This is a genomic window from Vibrio chagasii (assembly GCF_002954585.1).
Classification (GTDB): Bacteria; Pseudomonadota; Gammaproteobacteria; order Enterobacterales; family Vibrionaceae; genus Vibrio; species Vibrio chagasii_A.
The window spans coordinates 2,385,644-2,401,307 of record NZ_MSCI01000002.1 but is presented as its reverse complement, the minus strand read 5'-3'; the positions used below and the strand labels follow the sequence as shown (position 1 = coordinate 2,401,307).

Genomic DNA, 15,664 nt, shown 5'->3' with positions numbered 1-15,664 from the left:
AGAGCTTTATGCAGCCTTAGCTCTTTTAAGTTTTATAACGAAACCGCTAATCGATATTTGTATTCATCGTCATTCAACGATAAACTTGTTTGCAAAATGGCCGCGTACATTATCTTGAGCTAGTTCAATTGGTTCATTTCAGGTTTCGTTCTCTTCATCCTGTCCGGCTAACCACACTATTTATAGCAAATGGCAATCATCTCTATGTATGCATTAGAAATTGAGCAATTAAGAAAAACTTATGCGGGTGGCTTCGAGGCACTTAAAGGCATCAGTTTACAGGTAGCAAAAGGTGACTTTTATGCGCTACTTGGTCCAAATGGTGCGGGCAAGTCCACCACCATTGGCGTTATCTCTTCGTTAGTAAATAAAACCTCTGGCAAGGTCAAGGTATTCGGCTACGACATTGATACCGATCTGGAGCTGGCAAAGCAAAACCTAGGCTTAGTTCCTCAAGAGTTTAACTTCAACCCGTTTGAAACGGTTGAGCAGATCGTTTTGCAGCAAGCGGGTTACTACGGTGTACCTAAAGCACTGGCAAAAGAGCGAGCGAAAAAATACCTATCTCAACTCGATTTGTGGGAAAAACGCGGCGAACGTGCACGTAACTTATCTGGTGGTATGAAGCGTCGCTTGATGATTGCGCGTGCTCTGATGCATGAGCCGCAACTGTTAATTCTTGATGAACCTACGGCTGGTGTTGATATTGAACTGCGCCGCTCTATGTGGGAATTCCTCAAAGAGATCAATGAGAAGCAGGGCATTACCATTATCTTGACCACGCACTACTTAGAAGAAGCGGAAATGTTGTGTCGTAACATCGGCATCATTAATCGTGGGGAGTTGATTGAAAACACCACCATGAAGGCACTACTAGGTAAGCTGAGTGCGGAAACCTTTATCCTTGATCTGGAGGAGGGAGCTGCACAACCTAAGTTAGAGGGCGTAAATAACCAAGTCTTGGTTAATGGTTCTTTAGAGATCGAAATTGATAAGAACCTAGGTTTGAACACCATCTTTGCTCAGTTGAGTGAGCAGAATGTGAAAGTCCTCTCGATGCGTAACAAAGCCAACCGTCTAGAAGAACTATTTGTAAGCATCGTGCGTGAGGGGAGTAAATAGTATGTACAGCCTATATTGGACTGCTTTTCGCAGCTTACTGACCAAAGAGATCAACCGTTTTACTCGTATTTGGGTGCAAACGCTGGTTCCGCCTGCAATTACTATGACGCTCTACTTCATCATCTTTGGTAACCTGATTGGTGCACGAATCGGTGAGATGAACGGCTTTAGCTACATGGAATACATAGTGCCGGGTCTGATCATGATGTCGGTAATCACTAACTCGTACTCGAATGTGGCTTCATCATTTTTTAGTGCCAAATTCCAAAAGAACATTGAAGAACTGCTGGTTGCACCGGTGCCGAACTATGTAATTATCGCTGGTTTCGTGATGGGTGGTGTGGTGCGCGGCCTATTGGTCGGTACTATCGTGACCTTTGTTTCTCTGTTCTTCGTTGATCTTCAAGTTGATCACTGGGGCGTGATCATTGCGACGGTTTTCCTTACGTCAGTGGTATTTGCGTTAGGTGGCCTTATCAACGCGGTATTTGCACGCACTTTTGATGATATCTCAATTATCCCCACCTTCATTCTGACGCCGCTTACTTATCTTGGTGGTGTGTTCTACTCGATTAGCCTGTTGCCTGAGTTTTGGCAGGGTGTGTCGAAGTTGAACCCTATCGTCTACATGGTGAATGCGTTTAGATATGGCTTCTTGGGTGTGTCTGACGTGGGTATTGTGACGTCGTTTGGCGTTCTAGGTGTGTTTATCGTTGTGCTGTATGGCATTGCACATTACTTAGTGACTAAGGGCATAGGCTTACGCAGCTAACTCCGACGCCCCTAAATTGCAGGCAAAGAAAAAGGTCGATATTACATCGACCTTTTTTTGTCTCTTTTATTTGTGCTTAGAGAAGAACGTGATTACTCAGCGGTTTCTTCTTTCACTTCTTCTTTGGTTTCCGTTACCAAGTCGAGAACTTGGTTGTCGATAAGACGCGTCTTACCTAGGAAAGCCGACATAAGAATTACAGCTTGAGTGGATTCTGAAGTGATGGCTTGCAGAGTCTTAGCATCACAGATGAAGATTTCATCTGGCTGTAGATCTGCTGCACGAAGCTGGTCTGTCGCATCTTCAATCACAGATGCGTAGTCATCACGTCCACCGCGAATTGCGCTGCTGATCCAACGCATAGTGCGTGCTAGAACCGGTGCACGTTGGCGCTCATCAATAGTGAGATTGCTATTGCGAGAGCTCATCGCTAAGCCGTCCATTTCACGAACCGTCGCAACGCCTACAATTTCAATGTCTAACGCTAAGTCAGTTGTCATTTGGCGAATTACAGCAAGTTGCTGGAAGTCTTTCTCGCCGAAGCATGCAAAATCTGGCTGAACGATGTTAAACAGCTTAGTGACAATCGTCGCAACGCCACGGAAGTGACCCGGACGAGACGCACCTTCCAACATGTGAGATAACCCTGGTACTTCAACAAACGTCTGTTTGTCTAGACCATCTGGGTACATCACTTCTGGCGTTGGGGTAAATACCAGTTCAACGCCTTCGCCAGTTAGTTTGCTTAAATCAGCCTCTAACGTGCGAGGGTAGTTGTTCAGGTCATCAGCACGATCAAACTGCATCGGGTTAACAAAGATGCTTACCACGACGATGTCTGCCAGTTCACGAGCCTTCTTTACCAGAGTAAGGTGGCCTTCATGCAGGTTTCCCATAGTCGGTACAAAAGCAACCGTACGTCCATCACGCTTAAACTGTTTAATCTGCTCACGAAGAGCCGCTATTTCAGCAAAAGTTTGCATACTTACTCCTAAGCGATTGTATGAGCATCATCAGGGAAGCGTGCGCTCTCTACTTCTTCTTTGTATAGAGCTACTGCTTTGCGCATGTCACCTGTTTCTGCTAGGAAGTTCTTAGAGAACTTCGGCATGTAGTTCGCAGAAATACCGAACATGTCATGCATAACCAAGATCTGACCATCGGTAACATTACCTGCACCAATACCAATAACTGGCACGTGACAAGCTTCTGTAATTCGTTTTGCCAATGAAGCTGGTACACATTCAAGTAGAACGATTTGAGCGCCTGCGTTTTGTAGCGCTAGTGCGTCAGCAACCATTTTATCAGCTTGGTCGTCATCGCGACCTTGAACCTTGTAACCACCAAAGATGTTCACAGATTGTGGCGTTAAGCCTAAGTGTGCACATACTGGTACTGCGCGTTCTGTTAGCATCTTCACAGTATCAACCAACCAGCTTCCGCCTTCGATTTTTACCATGTTCGCGCCAGCACGCATCAAGGTTGCTGCGCTCTCACAAGCTTGCTCTGGAGTCGCGTAGCTCATGAAAGGCATGTCAGCCATAAGAAGACAGTTAGGGCTACCAGCACGCACAGAGCGAGTGTGGTAAGCAATGTCTTCAACGCTTACTGGTAATGTGTCGTTATGGCCTTGTAGAACCATACCCAGTGAATCACCGACAAGCAGAACAGGCATCTCTTGGCTTTCGAATAGTTGAGCAAAGCTCGCATCGTAAGCTGTTGACGTCGCGAATTTACGGCCTTCACGTTTACACTTGATTAGGTCGTTAATGGTTACTTTTTTCATTGGTTTTCCTTAATGCGCCTGGCTATTGCTGCCAAACATTGAGCCCGTTTTTATCTACAATTTTCAGTAGTTCTGTCAGCTCAGTCCCATCAGGGAGTTGTAAACTTGGTGCGATTTCAGCAAGCGGGTAGAGTACAAACTCTCGTTCTTTCATTCCATAATGAGGAACGGTTAAGCGCTCTGAATCGATCACCTCATTGCCGTACAACACGATGTCGAGATCCAAGGTTCTTGGTCCCCAGCGTTCGTCTTTACGGACACGCCCTTGCTCTAACTCGATTTTTTGAGTGCAATCAAGCAGTTCAATAGGCGTTAATTCGGTTTTAATCGCGACTACCGCATTGATGTAGTCCGGTTGATTTTGTGGCCCCATTGGAGTGCTACTATATAGCTGAGAGGTCGCAATAAACGTTGATCGCGGTAGGCTTTTTAGTGTTTCGATAGCCAAATTTGCTTGGCTAACTGGGTCGGCAAGGTTGCTGCCGACCGCAATATAAGCAGTTATCATTCGGCTTGCTTACTCTTTTTGTTTCGGTAAGTCTTACGGCGACGATGACCTGACTTTGATGGCGCTGCTACATCGTTAGCCATTGCTTGACGCATATTGCGACCAGCTGTCTGGTAACGCTCCCACCATTTCGCTAATTCTTTTGTCTCGCCACCTTCAATCTCGCCACGCATCTCTAAGAAATCGTAGCCAGCACGGAACTTGTTGAGCTCCATTAGGCGAACGGCACGTTTACCGTTGCGGCGAGGTAGTCGCAGTTGCAGTTGCCAAACTTCGCGAATGGTTGCTGTGTGGCGACGAGGGATAGCAATAGATTTTACTTGCTGATCAAGAATGATGTTACTCGCTTCCATGATCGCGTCATAGTGCGCCATGCCTTGCTCGGCAACAAGCTTGTCTGCCAGCTTGTTCATTGGATACCAAAGAATCGCGGCGAACATGAATGCAGGGTTTACTCGTTTACCATCTTCGATACGAAGGTCGGTAGAGTCGAGTACCAAATCAAGCATTTGCTCAGTCGGTGAGTCGTAATCTTCAGTGAAGTATTCAGCTACCGCAGGGAACATCTGCTGGAATAGGTTGTATTCACGCATCAGGTGGTAGGTTTCTAAACCGTAGCCTGATTGAAGCAGTTTTAGAGATTCTTCGTAAAGACGTGCCGCTGGAATGTCTTTTAGAAGGTGAGCCAAGCCTTCAATTGGGTCGGCGGTGTCTTCTTCAATATCGAAATCCAGCTTCGCCGAGAAACGCATTGCACGCAGCATGCGTACAGGGTCTTCACGGTAGCGTGTTTCTGGATCGCCAATTAGACGGATTAGCTTATCTTCTAAATCTTCTACACCACCTGCGTAATCGTGGATGCTGTAGTCTGCAATGTTGTAGTACATCGCATTGATCGTGAAATCGCGACGTTCTGCATCTTCATCAACACTGCCGTACACGTTGTCGCGTAATAGCATGCCTTCTTTCGATTGTGCAGATACGTTTTTAGATGGCTCTTGATGGTGGCCTCGGAAAGTTGCCACCTCAATGATGTCACGACCAAACATGATGTGTGCCAAGCGGAAACGGCGACCGATTAGGCGGCAGTTTCGGAAGAGGTTCTTGATCTGCTCTGGCGTAGCGTTGGTCGCAATATCAAAATCTTTTGGCTGAGAGCCCAGTAAGATATCACGGACACCACCACCGACTAAAAATGCGTCAAAACCCGCACCATTCAGGCGATATAGTACTTTTAGTGCGTTATCGCTGATCTGCTTACGTGAAATATTGTGCTCTTGGCGAGTATAAATATTCAGTGCTAGTTCGTGGAATCCGCGTTGTTCGCTTGGGGTATTGTCGTTTTTATTCATTAGTTTAGAACAAAGTAGGTATCGCCAACTTTGTTTTTCTCTTAGTCCAAAGTGGTAGTGCAGAGTTTAATTGCGGCTAATAATAGCTTAGCGCGAGCCATTTGAGAACATCGTCTGCTTAACCACAGTGGTTGGTTATGGCATTTTTGTGTGTCGTTTGTACTATTTGCCGTTAGTTTTGAGCTAATTGCAGTGTTGTTTTTGTAAACTATCAGGTAATTGAGCAACGTTCCATTGCTGGCAGCCCCATGCCAAAATCTCATCGATTGAAGCTTCACAAACGGCCTTAGGAACCTCAAAGCCTAAGAACTGCATGGCATTGAGCAGTGTTGGTTTTGGGTTATCGAGGTCAATAGCGGTAGCGTGGTTCTGCTTTGATAGTTTATTGCCAGACGCATCGGTCGCTAACGGCAAGTGCAAGTAGCTCACTGTATTTTGTTTCAGTGTCTTATATAGACTGATTTGGCGGCCTGTAGGTTCGATGAGATCAGCGCCTCTCACAACCTCAGTTACACCTTGTTCGATATCATCAAGCACCACGGCTAAGTTGTAAGCAAATAAGCCATCGCGGCGCTTGATGATGAAATCTTCTTCTGCCAGTGCTTTAGGGATCTGAATGGTGCCATGGCGAACATCGTCGAATGACTCGACAGGGAAATCCATGCATAAACGCACAGCTTGCTCGCCAGTATCAATTAACCCGGACTGTCGACAATGGCCATTATAGAAACCGCCCAAGGCTTTTATCTGTTTGCGCGTGCATTGGCAGTAGTAGGCTTGGTTGTCAGCCACCCATTGATCTATTTGCGCTTGGTACAGGTCGTGACGTTGGCTCTGATAAACGACTTTGCCATCCCAAAATAGGTGGTAAGCCTCAAGCGTCTTAAGAATCAGGTCTGCAGCGCCAGTCATCTCTCTTGGCGGATCTAGGTCTTCCATGCGGACTAACCATTGTCCCTGATGAGACTTTGCTTGGAAGTAACTGCCAAGAGCGGCAACCAGTGAGCCAAAATGAAGAGGACCTGACGGTGATGGTGCAAAGCGCCCGATATAATTCATATGTGAACAACCTAATCCAGAGGGTACCGCAGTAGCCGATTCTTAAGACGTTTAATGTGTTTATTGCATGCAGTGAGTACTGTTGCTGCTTAGTACTCGTTTTAATACTGCTCATTGCTATCTAAGGCATCTCGCTTAGGCAGCAAACAAAAAAGGGAGCCAAAGCTCCCTTTCTTTACATCCGCAAGTATTAACCTTGCATTTGTTTCTCTTTGATCTCTGCAAGTGTTTTACAGTCAATACAAAGGTCAGCAGTTGGACGAGCTTCAAGGCGACGAATGCCAATCTCGATACCGCAAGAATCACAGAAGCCGAAATCATCTTCTTCGATCTTGTCTAGTGTCTTCTCAATTTTCTTGATTAGACGACGCTCACGGTCACGGTTACGTAGCTCTAGGCTGAATTCTTCTTCTTGAGAAGCACGGTCAACTGGGTCTGGGAAATTCGCTGCTTCGTCCTGCATGTGGTGCACAGTACGATCAACTTCTTCCCTGAGCTGGTTGCGCCAAGCTGCTAAAATTTTTGTAAAATGTTCCGTTTGCTCAGGTGACATGTATTCTTCACCTGGCTTTTCTTGGTACGGTTCAACACCTGCGATGGCTAGGATGCCTAGCGCTTTTTTCTTAGATTCTGGCATACAGCATCTCCTATTTACACCTAGTCAACTGCAAAGCAGCTAATTTTAAGGCGGGTATCTATAGCAGAAAGAACGAATGGTGGCAAATACTCTTATTCAAACTTGCAATCAATGTGATTTGTTCAACATCTTCGTTCAGTTATTGATAAATTCAACAGATTGTTTTAGTTGTATTTGAGTATTGCTGAGCTCTGCTTTGTAGCAAAGCACTTCAACTCCAGCGTCTTGTGCTTGTTTTAGTAATAACGAATATTTGGCGTCTATATGGTGTGCCGCAGACACTTTTTCAATACCTGAATGTAAAACAGTGAATAAAAGTACGGCTCTATTTCCAGATTCAACCATTTCTGTGAGTTCACGCAGATGTTTTTGGCCTCTGGTTGTCACCGTATCAGGGAAAAAACCTTGCCCCTCAGTTGAGGTCTCTTGTTCATCAAGTAAGGTGACGCTTTTTACTTCGATATAGCAAGGCGGCTTTTCGTTATCTTCAAGCAGAATGTCAATTCGACTATTCTCGCTACCATACTTCACTTCGGTTCGTAACGCGTTATAACCTAAGAGTTCAACTATAGTCTTATTTTCAATTGCTTCCACTGCTAGCTGGTTTGCTCGCGCAGTATTTACACAAATCCGGTAACCTTTGTCCGTTTCTGAGATCTCCCAGCTGTTTGGGTACTTTCTTTTTGCATTATCGGAGGTTGAATACCACACCGTATTACCCGGAGTCGCGCACCCTGTCATCGCTCCAGTATTGGCACAGTGAATAGTACGCTCGCTGCCGTCGGGAAGTTTGATGTCAGTGAGGAAACGTTTGTAGCGTTTGATAAGAGTCGCTGACTCTAATGGCGGATTGAACTGCATATTACTTATTTAGACGGGTAGGTTTTTATGTACAATGTTGCCAACATTACACCACAAGGTTCTCCCATTGCCACAACTGCCCATAGAAGCTGTGATGCCAGATCTGCTCGCTGGCGTAGAAACACATACTCAACTTATTCTTAAAGCGGCTCCCGGTGCGGGTAAGTCAACGTTCTTCCCTTTACAGCTGGTTAAGACCAATGCTGTTCAAGGCAAAATCATCATGCTTGAACCTAGGCGATTGGCGACAAGAAACATCGCGACATATTTAGCCAGCCAGTTAGGTGAAAAGGTAGGGGAGAGCATTGGTTATAGAGTTCGTGGTGAATCTAAAACCAGCAGTGCAACTCGCTTAGAGATCGTTACTGAGGGGATCATGACCAGAATGATCCAAACCGACCCAGAACTGACCGGGGTCGATATGGTGATCTTCGATGAATTCCATGAGCGCAGTATTCATGCGGATACGGCATTGGCGTTTAGCTTGGAGATCCAAGAAGCGCTACGTGACGATCTGAAAGTGATAGTGATGTCAGCCACCTTAGATCAACAAGCTCTGCAATCCTTGTTGCCAGAGGCTAAGTATGTTGAGTCGCAAGGTCGCACCTTTCCGGTTGAATTCCGTTACCAGCCTTTGGGTACTAATGATTACTTGGCGCCTAAAATGGCTAATGTGATTCGTTCTCTTATGGAGAAGGAGTCGGGGTCACTATTGGCGTTCCTACCTGGAGTATCTGCAATAAAACAGGTGGAAGCTCAATTAGAGAGCTTTGCAACTGATATCGATGTGTGCCCTTTGTACGGGCAGCTTAACTTTTCTCAGCAACAGAAAGCGATAGCACCATCAGAAAAAGGGCGCCGAAAAGTGGTATTGGCCACCAATATTGCGGAAACCTCTTTGACAATCGAAGGCATTCGACTAGTTGTCGATTCTGGGCTTGAAAGAGTCGCTAAGTTTGATTTGAAAACCGGCATCACTAAGCTTGAGCAAGTCAAAATCTCACAATCTTCTGCTGAGCAGCGTGCTGGTCGTGCTGGACGAATTGAGGAAGGGCTGTGTGTTCGTTTGTACAGCGAAACGCAGTTAATGCAGCAACCTGCTGTACCTGAACCTGAAATTCTCCATTCAGACCTCTCCTCGCTGGTGGCAGAGTTGACCCAATGGGGCGCGGCAAATGCGGATGAACTGCAATGGCTCGATGTTCCACCACGAGCCTCTATTGAGCAAGCTAAGCAATTGCTGCAAAACCTTGAGTTATTAGACACTCATGGTCAATTTACTCCGTTAGGTAAGCAAGCTCAGCGATTAGGTCTTGAGCCGCGAATTGCAAGCATGCTGATTAAAGCGCAGCAGGGCAGCCAGGCCTTGTTGAATGTTGCTATTGTTGCTGCCGCTTTATTGGAAGAACCAGAGCGCAATGTCACGGATATTCAGCATTCACTCCATAGGCTAAAACAAAGAAAGCACTCGAAAAATAGCGTTGTGACTCAGCGAGCGAAAAATCTCGCTAGCAAACTGAATCATCACTTAGATTTGTCACAACTTGACGAATCATTGCTACCATTGGTGCTTTGTTTTGCATTCCCAGATCGAATAGCTCAAGCGAGAAGTGCCAACAGCAATGCTTTTCTGCTAGCTAACGGCCACGGTGCAGAGGTGCGCGATGATGATCTGTTGGCGAACAATGTGTATATCGTGGTGATTGATTTGATGCGTAGCACTGGGCGTGCTAGTCAGATTTTCTTAGCGACGCCCGTTGATATTGCACAGTTAGAAGCAGCATTCCCTAAGCTTTTTGTTAGTTCAGATTATGCTGACTGGGACGAAAAACGAGGCCGCTTAGTCGCAGAGCAAAGAGTTACTTTGGGTAAACTGGTTATCAGTACCAAGGCTTTACCTGAGCCTGATGCAAGTCAGATTAGTCAAGCGCTGTCGAATTACATCGCTCGATGTGGACTGGACCGTTTACATTGGACGCTATCGGCGAAGCAACTTGTTGAACGCGTGCGCTGCGCTCAACTTTGGATGCCGGAGCATGATTGGCCAGAAATGGACGACGCGAGCCTAGTTGAACATCTTGATGCTTGGTTGTTGCCGTATTTGAATGGCGTTAAATCTGCGAAAGGGCTGGCGAACGTTTCGATTGAGCAGGCACTGTCGGCGTATCTCGGTTGGCCTCTAAATCAAGAGATTGACCAGTGGCTGCCAACCCATTACGTGATGCCTACAGGCAGTAAAAAGGCGATCCGATACCAGTATCAATCTGAACCCGTGATCTCGGTTCGAATACAAGAGGTCTTTGGTGAACAAGACTCACCATTGATAGCCCAAGGGCGTAAAAAGGTTGTGCTTGAGTTACTTTCGCCTGCACAGCGCCCATTACAAATTACTCAGGATTTAGCTGGCTTCTGGGCTGGCGCGTACAAAGAAGTGCAAAAAGAGATGAAAGGTCGTTATCCAAAACATCCTTGGCCCGATGACCCTGCTAACCATGTTGCAACCACTAAAACCAAACGACAGTTGAACCGATGATGACCAAAATGTTAACGCCAAAAAAGGCACCACCTAAAAAAGCGCCAGCAAAGAAGTCACCAGCGACCAAAGCGAAACCGAGAAAGCCGAGAGCGGCCGCTAAGAAAGGCAAGTCGAAAGCGAAAAAGGCGGGCAACAGAGGTTGGTTAAAGATCCTATGGGGCATCGCGTGGAAGGCTGGCTTAGCACTGGCTGCATTACTGCTGTTTGTCGGTATCTACCTAGACTCTGTGGTGAAGCAGCGCTTTGAGGGCCAGTTATTTGATTTACCAACGGTCGTTTATGCACGTGTGTTGGATTTATCCCCTGGTACTCAAATTAGCCTCGTTCAGGTGAAGAATGAACTGGATGTACTGAATTACCGTAAGGTGAGCTCTCCTCGTCATCCTGGTGAGTATTCCTCTTCATCAACTAAAATTGAGATGATTCGTCGTCCGTTCGAGTTTGTCGATGGACCGGAAGCCGATCGCCACGTGATGTTGCACTTCAATGGTAATGAGTTAACTCGTATTCAGTCGCTGGAGAAGAAAGGCGATATGGGGTATTTGCGTGTCGAACCTAAGATGTTGGGTATGCTTGAGAAAAGCAACGATGAGCAACGTCTGTTTCTAAAACGTAACCAATTTCCTGAAGTGATGGTTGATGCCTTGTTGGCGACGGAAGATAGAAACTTCTATCAGCACGATGGGGTTTCACCCTTGGCGATTGCTCGTGCGATGGTGGTTAACGTCAAGGCTGGGCGTACTGTGCAAGGTGGTAGTACACTGACACAGCAGCTCGCGAAAAACCTGTTCCTATCTAGTGAACGTACGCTTTGGCGTAAGATTCGTGAGGCTTATATCGCGCTTATCTTGGATCATCGTTACAGCAAAGACCGAATTTTAGAAGCTTACTTAAACGAGGTTTACCTTGGCCAAAATGGCGGTGAAGCGATTCACGGTTTTGGTTTGGCTTCGCGTTTGTACTTCGGCCAACCGATTCAAGAATTGCGTATTGACCAGTTAGCCTTGCTGGTGGGTATGGTCAAAGGGCCATCGTATTACAACCCAGTTCGTTACCCAGAGCGCGCCAAAACTCGAAGAGATCTGGTTCTGCGCTTGTTGATGCAACAAGATATTTTGACTCCAAGACAATATGAAGAAGCAGCAAGCCGTGATTTAGATATTCAAGACAATCCGCGGATTGCCAGCCGTCAGCCTGCTTATTTCCAACAGGTCAATATCGAACTGAAAAAGTATGTTGGTGATAGGTTCCAAGCGAAGAAAGGGATACGTGTCTTCACCTCTTTAGATCCGGTTTCACAAGACAAACTAGAGAAGTCGATTGCTCGCAAGGTACCTGAATTATCGAAAACGGCGGGTGATAAATTAGAGGCTGCAGCGATAGCAGTAGATCGCAACACTGGTGAAATCCGTGCGATGGTCGGTGGTAAGCGTACTGGCTACGACGGCTTTAACCGTGCGTTGAATGCAAGCCGTCCTATCGGTTCTTTGGTGAAACCGGCGGTTTATTTAACCGCACTTGAGCAGCCTGAAAAGTACACCTTGGCAACGACCTTGATGGATACCCCACTTAGCTTAAAAGGCAGCAAGGGCAGTGTATGGAGCCCGAGAAATTTCGACCGTAAGTTCCGCGGCGAAGTGCCTTTATACGTGGCACTGTCTAAGTCCTATAACGTGCCAACGGTTCGTCTAGGGATGCAGTTAGGGATTGATAAGGTCTCCGACACTATAGGTAAACTGGGTGTCGATAAAAACGAGATTCGCCCAGTACCATCGATGTTTTTGGGTGCATTTTCTCTGACACCATTCCAAGTGTCTCAGATGTTCCAGACCATCACCAACTCAGGTCGTATTGCGCCTTTGTCTGCGCTTCGCTCTGTCGTTGATAGTGACGGTGAGGTTTTATACCAATCTATCCCTCGAGTATCGCAGCGCGTTGACCAGCAAGCTGCTTGGCTAACCACTTACGCAATGAAGCGTGGTGTATCTGAAGGTACAGGTCGATTCCTACAGAACCAGTTTGCATGGGCAGGGGTAGCCGGTAAAACAGGTACCAGTAATGACAGCCGCGATAGTTGGTTTGTGGGCGTTGACGGACGCGAAGTAACAACTATCTGGCTGGGACGTGATGACAATAAACCGACTAAGCTCACTGGTTCTAGTGGTGCATTGCGTGTCTACGCTGATTACTTGAAGCAGAGAACGCCTGAACAACTACTACTGCCTTGGCCAACCGGAATCACAACCGCGAGCTTCACTCATACGCCTGATGGTACGTTGGAATTTGACTGTGATGGTGCAGTTAAATTACCGGTTTGGGATGAAAATGGAAACATTAAAAAGGGCTGTGAAAGTCCACCAAAACAGTGGCTAAAGAAGCTTTTTCAATGGTAAAGTCATAACAGAAACAATGGCAAGGATAGTGTAAATAATGATTTCTCGTTGGTTAGTGAGCGGCTTAGGTATGGTCGGTACGGTGATCAGTTTTCAACTGTTCGCAGCGACTGCAACACAGGTTGATTCATCCGAGCATGTGGAAGTTGAACCAGCTCATAAGAGGCCAACTGTCGCTCTTGTACTCGCAGGTGGCGGCGCAAAAGGTGCCGCTCATATTGGCGTACTTAAAGCGCTCGAAGAGATGCAAATCCCGGTTGATTACATTACCGGTACCAGTATGGGATCATACGTTGGTGGTCTTTATGCGACAGGGATGAGCGCAGACGAGATTGAAAGCTTTATTTACACGGTTGATTGGAAGCAAGGTTACCGTGACCGTGTAAACCGAAGTGACCGTCGTATACGAGACAAAGAGTATGAAGATCGTTACCAGTTGAATACCGACCTTGGACTGGGTTGGGAAGAAATTAAAGCCAGAAAAGGCGTGGTGCAAGGCCAGAATATGCTTCGCATTTTGCGTGAAACTACAGGTAACTTATCGCCTCTCGACTCTTTTGACGATCTTGCCATTCCTTTTCGCTCCGTTGCAACTGACATTATTGAACTTGAGGAAGTGGTGATTGACCACGGCCATCTTGTCGATGCCATGATGGCAAGTATGTCGGTACCTGGCGCTCTTCCACCTTATGAAGTTGATGGGCGAATGCTAGTTGACGGTGGTGTAACCAACAACATGCCAGTTGATGTCGCAAGGGCGATGGGCGCAGATATCATCATTGCGGTTGATATCAGTACCAACTACAAAGGCAAAGAGGATTTTACGACCTTTTTAGCCGCTGCCGACCAGCTCTCCAATTATCTTGTTCAGCGTAGTACCGAGGAACAAGCTGAAACACTCAAAGACAATGATGTATTCCTCCAACCTGATGTTGGAGAAATGGAAACCACTGAATTCGATAAAATGCCATCAGCTTACGAAGCCGGTTACGAGTCTGCTAAGCAGCATTCTGCTGAACTTTCTAAGTTGTCACTCTCTAATGCTGATTATCAACACTACATCGAAGACAAACAAAAGGCACGCAGACAGCTGAAGCACGGTGACAAAACTGTGGTTGATAAGGTGGTAATCAACAACAACACCCACTATTCAGATAAGCTGCTTGAGAATCGCTTGAACCTTCATTCAGGCAAGGTTCTCAAAACCAGTGAAATTGAAGCAAAAGTACAAGATCTTTATGCATTGGATCGATTTGAGTTGATCACTTATGAGTTCGATAATGTTGACGGGGAAGAGCAACTTACAGTTGATGTTAATGAAAAATCTTGGGGGCCGAATTACCTCAACTTTCGTTTCTTCCTTGAAGATGATTTTTCAACGGATAGCCAGTATTCACTGGGAGCTTCTGCTAACTTTACTGACCTAAATGCACATGGTGCAGAGTTAAGAACTAATTTAGAGATGGGGACTGACAAGCGTATCGAAGCTGAGCTGTTCTCCCCATTTTTTTCTAGTCAAAAGCTTTTTACTTCAGCATCTGTTACCTACAGTAAACAGAATCGAAATTTGTCTATAGGGAGTCAAGAGATAGCAGAGCCGACGTTAGATGTAACTGAAAATTACCTTTCTTTGACCTACAGCGAGTATATTGGTGAATTCGCAATAGGTTATCAGCCAAATTTGTGGCAAGAGCTGAGGTTTGGCGTGCGTTATAAAAATGGTCAAGTAAGTATGGCTTCGTTACCTGGATTTGGGGGGGGCGACTATACTCGTTTAGGCGGTTTTATCAGGTATCGGTTAGATACATTAGATGACTTCAATTTACCAACTGAAGGTCATTTTGTCGATCTTGAGTATTTTGTCTCTCATGATGATTTTGAAAATGATGACAACGGAACCTATGAACCCGATTTAGCTTCTCAAAGCGATACAGTCTATGAGTTCTCTGCGAACTTGATGGTGGCAAAAAGCTATGAGCGACATACGTTCGTTGGTAGGGCTGATTATGGCGTTGTGGAGAGTAAGAACTCCATTTTTCCAATTGATCCAAAAGAGCTCGGTGGCTTTTTAAATCTTTCAGGTATACCTCGAAATAGTTTGATTGGTCAAAACCTGGCTTATACCAGTCTTATTTACCGATATAGATGGTTTGACAATGATTTCGGGTTGTTTGAATCCCCTTTCTACGTAGGTGCATCGTTAGAATATGGCGGCGTTTGGTCGAATAATAACTTAACCTTTGATGAGGCACCTGTGTATGCTGCAGGGGCTGTTTTTGCGGGTATCGACTCCCCTATAGGGCCAATCATCTTGGCCTATGGACGCACGGAAGATAACTTCGATTCGGTTTACTTAATTGTTGGCACGTCTTACAAATAATCATGCGTAGAGTCGTCATTTTAGTGCGTAAATAGGCAAAATAGTGGGACTTTCGTCCTAACTTGCTATGTTGGTCAAAATGATAAGATTTTAATTTAACGTTAAATTTGCTATCCTACCGCACACAGTTTGGCCTCTATGACGCCGCTCATCAATACAAATTGAATGACAAAAATGGCAATGGAGAGCCAAGTTTCCAAGGATGTTCACTTCTTTATTTTACTAACAATTATGAAGGTGAGAAGTGAACCGCAATGA

The 15,664-nt window shown here is 45.9% G+C and carries 12 protein-coding genes; 5 read left to right on the top strand and 7 right to left on the bottom strand.

What is annotated here, in order from left to right; all coding sequences use genetic code 11:
- The first annotated feature begins 204 nt into the window (after positions 1 to 204).
- Positions 205 to 1,122, top strand: coding sequence for an ABC transporter ATP-binding protein (locus tag BTO10_RS19120; RefSeq protein ID WP_105025520.1), 918 nt, complete (start codon positions 205 to 207; stop codon positions 1,120 to 1,122).
- Between the two features lies 1 nt (position 1,123).
- Complete coding sequence (locus tag BTO10_RS19115; RefSeq protein WP_004738182.1) at positions 1,124 to 1,894, top strand: ABC transporter permease; 771 nt, start codon at positions 1,124 to 1,126, stop codon at positions 1,892 to 1,894.
- A 92-nt stretch (positions 1,895 to 1,986) separates the two neighbouring features.
- On the opposite strand, the gene panC is transcribed toward BTO10_RS19115, so the two are convergent.
- The 7 genes from panC to sfsA form a co-directional block, all read right to left on the bottom strand.
- Positions 1,987 to 2,877, bottom strand: coding sequence for a pantoate--beta-alanine ligase (gene panC / locus BTO10_RS19110; RefSeq protein ID WP_004738183.1), 891 nt, complete (start codon positions 2,875 to 2,877; stop codon positions 1,987 to 1,989).
- Positions 2,878 to 2,885: 8 nt separating this feature from the next.
- Positions 2,886 to 3,680 (bottom strand): 3-methyl-2-oxobutanoate hydroxymethyltransferase, encoded by a 795-nt coding sequence (gene panB / locus BTO10_RS19105; RefSeq protein WP_004738184.1) that lies wholly within the window; start codon positions 3,678 to 3,680, stop codon positions 2,886 to 2,888.
- A gap of 22 nt (positions 3,681 to 3,702) precedes the next feature.
- A complete protein-coding gene (folK, locus tag BTO10_RS19100; protein ID WP_008222704.1) occupies positions 3,703 to 4,188 on the bottom strand; it encodes a 2-amino-4-hydroxy-6-hydroxymethyldihydropteridine diphosphokinase in 486 nt (161 codons plus the stop codon).
- A complete protein-coding gene (gene pcnB / locus BTO10_RS19095) occupies positions 4,185 to 5,540 on the bottom strand; it encodes a polynucleotide adenylyltransferase PcnB (protein WP_105025519.1) in 1,356 nt (451 codons plus the stop codon). Before pcnB ends, folK begins: the two co-directional genes overlap by 4 nt.
- Before the next feature lie 183 nt (positions 5,541 to 5,723).
- Positions 5,724 to 6,599: a tRNA glutamyl-Q(34) synthetase GluQRS gene (gene gluQRS / locus BTO10_RS19090; protein ID WP_105025518.1), complete on the bottom strand. Its 876-nt coding sequence runs from the start codon at positions 6,597 to 6,599 to the stop codon at positions 5,724 to 5,726.
- A 190-nt stretch (positions 6,600 to 6,789) separates the two neighbouring features.
- The gene (gene dksA, locus BTO10_RS19085) at positions 6,790 to 7,236 is read right to left on the bottom strand and encodes an RNA polymerase-binding protein DksA (protein WP_004738189.1); all 447 of its coding nucleotides are present in this window, start codon (positions 7,234 to 7,236) and stop codon (positions 6,790 to 6,792) included.
- Positions 7,237 to 7,371: 135 nt separating this feature from the next.
- On the bottom strand, positions 7,372 to 8,097 hold the full coding sequence (gene sfsA, locus BTO10_RS19080) for a DNA/RNA nuclease SfsA (protein ID WP_105025517.1): 726 nt from the start codon (positions 8,095 to 8,097) through the stop codon (positions 7,372 to 7,374).
- A 34-nt stretch (positions 8,098 to 8,131) separates the two neighbouring features.
- Here sfsA and hrpB point away from each other — a divergent pair, with 34 nt between their 5' ends.
- Genes hrpB through BTO10_RS19065 form a run of 3 tightly spaced genes read left to right on the top strand, consistent with a single transcriptional unit; the run spans position 8,132 to position 15,406 of the window.
- Positions 8,132 to 10,630 (top strand): ATP-dependent helicase HrpB, encoded by a 2,499-nt coding sequence (gene hrpB, locus BTO10_RS19075; RefSeq protein WP_105025516.1) that lies wholly within the window; start codon positions 8,132 to 8,134, stop codon positions 10,628 to 10,630.
- Complete coding sequence (gene mrcB / locus BTO10_RS19070) at positions 10,627 to 13,026, top strand: penicillin-binding protein 1B (protein ID WP_105025515.1); 2,400 nt, start codon at positions 10,627 to 10,629, stop codon at positions 13,024 to 13,026. Before hrpB ends, mrcB begins: the two co-directional genes overlap by 4 nt.
- A 37-nt stretch (positions 13,027 to 13,063) precedes the next feature.
- Complete coding sequence (locus tag BTO10_RS19065; protein ID WP_105025514.1) at positions 13,064 to 15,406, top strand: patatin-like phospholipase family protein; 2,343 nt, start codon at positions 13,064 to 13,066, stop codon at positions 15,404 to 15,406.
- Positions 15,407 to 15,664 lie beyond the last annotated feature (258 nt).